The sequence below is a fragment of the Mesotoga sp. HF07.pep.5.2.highcov genome (assembly GCF_003666285.1).
Taxonomy (GTDB): Bacteria; Thermotogota; Thermotogae; order Petrotogales; family Kosmotogaceae; genus Mesotoga; species Mesotoga prima.
Map to the genome: position 1 here is coordinate 1 of NZ_JFHJ01000494.1, position 2,813 is coordinate 2,813.

The 2,813-nt window shown below is 45.8% G+C and carries 1 protein-coding gene, 3 tRNA genes and 1 pseudogene; 3 read left to right on the plus strand and 2 right to left on the minus strand.

Translation table 11 applies throughout. The annotated features are described in order from the left end of the window. Nucleotides 1–235: 235 nt before the first annotated feature. The 3 genes from BG32_RS10430 to BG32_RS10440 all read left to right on the plus strand — a co-directional run bounded on the left by BG32_RS10430 (nt 236) and on the right by BG32_RS10440 (nt 490). Nucleotides 236–311: transfer RNA gene (locus BG32_RS10430), tRNA-Lys, on the plus strand. Continuing rightward, nucleotides 312–396: transfer RNA gene (locus tag BG32_RS10435), tRNA-Leu, on the plus strand. A gap of 19 nt (nt 397–415) precedes the next feature. Continuing rightward, nucleotides 416–490, plus strand: a tRNA-Gly gene (locus tag BG32_RS10440). 177 nt (nt 491–667) lie between these two features. Here the strand turns inward: BG32_RS10440 and guaA are convergent. Further along, nucleotides 668–2,173, minus strand: coding sequence for a glutamine-hydrolyzing GMP synthase (gene guaA / locus BG32_RS10445; protein ID WP_121526799.1), 1,506 nt, complete (start codon nt 2,171–2,173; stop codon nt 668–670). A gap of 158 nt (nt 2,174–2,331) precedes the next feature. After that, a pseudogene (locus tag BG32_RS10450) lies at nt 2,332–2,813 on the minus strand (hypothetical protein); the annotation flags it as partial.

A 2,813-nucleotide genomic window follows, 5' to 3' on the forward strand; every position in this document is an offset into this window, starting at 1 on the left:
CTCTTCTCGCCGGTAAGTCCTAGAACCGTTGTTGTATTACCAATGTCAGCAAGTAAAACCATGTTATGACCTCCTAAGTAGATAGTATCATCAGTCTTCAACTCTTGCTACTTGTGGAGGCTTCAAGAAGCGCTTGTTCTTTCACAGTTTCTTAATAATTCTCTCCACTTGATAGGCAGATGATGTGATGATATAATCTTTCTGCCAGCGCAGGCTGGAGACTGAAAGTGGGAGCGACTCGCTAGCTCAGCAGGTAGAGCACCTGACTTTTAATCAGGGGGTCGCGGGTTCGAATCCCGCGCGAGTCACCAGCGAGAGTGGCGAAATTGGCAGACGCGCTGGACTTAGGATCCAGTGGGGAGACCTGTGAGGGTTCAAGTCCCTCCTCTCGCACCAGAGAGACTAGTTTTCATTTGCGGATGTAGCTCAGTGGTAGAGCACCTGCTTGCCAAGCAGGGGGTCGCGGGTTCGAACCCCGTCTTCCGCTCCAGGAAGACGCCGAACGGCGTCTTTATTTTTTGAGCGCACTTCTTGCCTCTACAGGAAGCAAGAGAACACATTTGACTCTTGCCCAGAGTTTCTATAACGATTGTTTTTCGTTTTTTGAGAGCAGTTTCATTTTGAGAGTGAGCAGCCACTGATTTCTCTTTAGTGAGCTTCGTATATTCTACTCCCATTCTATTGTTGCTGGCGGCTTGTCTGTTATGTCGAAGACAACCCTTCCGACTTCCCTTACTCCTGAGGTTATTCGCGAAGAGGCTTCTCTGAGGATCTCATAAGGCAGTTCGTGCCAAGACGCAGTCATACCTTCTGAGCTATTCACCGCTCTCAGTGCTACAACATAACCGTATGACCGCTTGTCGCCTTTAACACCAACACTGAAGACGGGAAGCAGAACAGCGAATGATTGCCAGATCTTTTCTGATTCACCTGATTTCCTGAGAACATCCATGAATATCGAATCAACTTCCTTCAGGATTCTCGCTTTCTCAGAATCAACCTCGCCTATTATTCTCACGCCTAGACCTGGACCGGGAAATGGCTGCCTGGTCAGTAAAGACGGTTCAATTCCTAGAGAATATCCTAAATTTCTGACCTCGTCTTTGAAAAGCTCTCTTATAGGTTCCAGAAGCTTCAGATTCATCTTGTCAGGAAGTCCACCAACGTTGTGATGGCTCTTGATCTTTGCGGAGTTTTTCGAAGCGGCTCCTGATTCTATTACATCGGAATAGATTGTACCCTGAAGAAGAAAGCTCGCATTCAGTCTGTTTGCTTCTCTTTCGAAGACTTTTATGAATGTTTTTCCAATGATCTTTCTCTTTTCTTCGGGATTGTCAATTCCCTTTAACTCTCGAAAAAACTCTTCCGAAGCATCGACGTTTATCAGTTTTATACCAAGGCTTCTAAGAGCTTCACAGACTTCTATATCTTCATTCTTTCTCATAAGTCCATGATTTACAAAAATCCCAGTAAACGCATCACCCACTGCCTTAGAGGCCAAGACCGCTGCAACGGTTGAATCGACACCGCCAGAAAGGCCTCCAACTACTTTCGAGTTGCCAACGGCCCTCTTGATCTCTTCAACTTTGCGCTCAGCAAAAGCGCTAAGTTTCCAGTTTCGAGAGGCATTACAGACATTAAATACGAAATCTTCGATTAGATTTGTTCCAAACTGAGTGTGATTAACCTCTGGATGAAACTGAAAAGCGATGTCTCTTCCGTTGGAGAAACCTGCAGTTATGCCGTTCTTGCTTCTAGCTATTACCTTACATTCAGATGGAAGCGACGTAACCTCGTCTCCATGACTCATCCACGTTACTATTTCTTCTGGTATGTCACGAAAACGTTCGCTGTCCATAGATACAGTTGTAAGTCCGTACTCACCAAGTGCACCGCTTCGGACTTCGCCTCCAAGCTTTTTCGCAAGGAGATGCATCCCGTAGCAAATGCCCATTATTGGAACTGGAAAACCTTCTAGTTGTTTAGGGAAACCGAGCGCGCCTTCCTCGTAGACACTCTGAGGTCCCCCTGAAAGAACTACTCCCTTAATTTCGCTTTCGACTTTGAATTCTTCTGGACTTGCAACTGTACAAAAGACGCCCATCTCCCGAATCCTTCTTGCAAGAAGAAGTGTGTACTGCGATCCGTAGTCTATAACGGCTATTCTATCCATACGGCCTCCCAAAAAAGAGCCAAATAAATCCTGTAGTAGTTCCAGCAGAAAAGGTTCAGCATATTTACCCTGAACCACCAACTAGATCAGGAAAATCAGCCGAACAGTTCTCTTGAGGAGTCTCAAAGCACGCGACACGTCTGTCGATGCAGGCATTATCACCATCGGCCAAGCAGGCCGACACTCCAGTTCCTGCTGAAGCTAAAAGATTCAATCTTATTGGTAAGGTTAGTGCCAATCCCTGCTGTTATCAGCATATCTCCAACCCTTACTTCCATGCCTCCACCAACAATGAAATCTATGTTACTTAAAAGATCTGCGTTCATAGATACTCCAGCACGAGCAGAAAAGAGATTGTTGTATGTATACTGAGTCGAAAGACCCAGATATTTTATTGCCATCCCCTCTCTTGTGCCTAATTCAAGTCCAATCATAAAAGGGTTAGGAACAAATCTTATCCCAGCGAGCAGATCGACTGAACTTACGGAGGAACCACTGTTCCACAAATCGCTGCTGAAGGAAACTATGTATTCAATCAGTTCATATGCCTTACCTGTGATACCTCCCCTGACTGAGACACCGTAGGTTGTTGCCGTGGCGGTCGTCATGTTTAATTCAAAATCCGCCCCGTAAGCCGTAA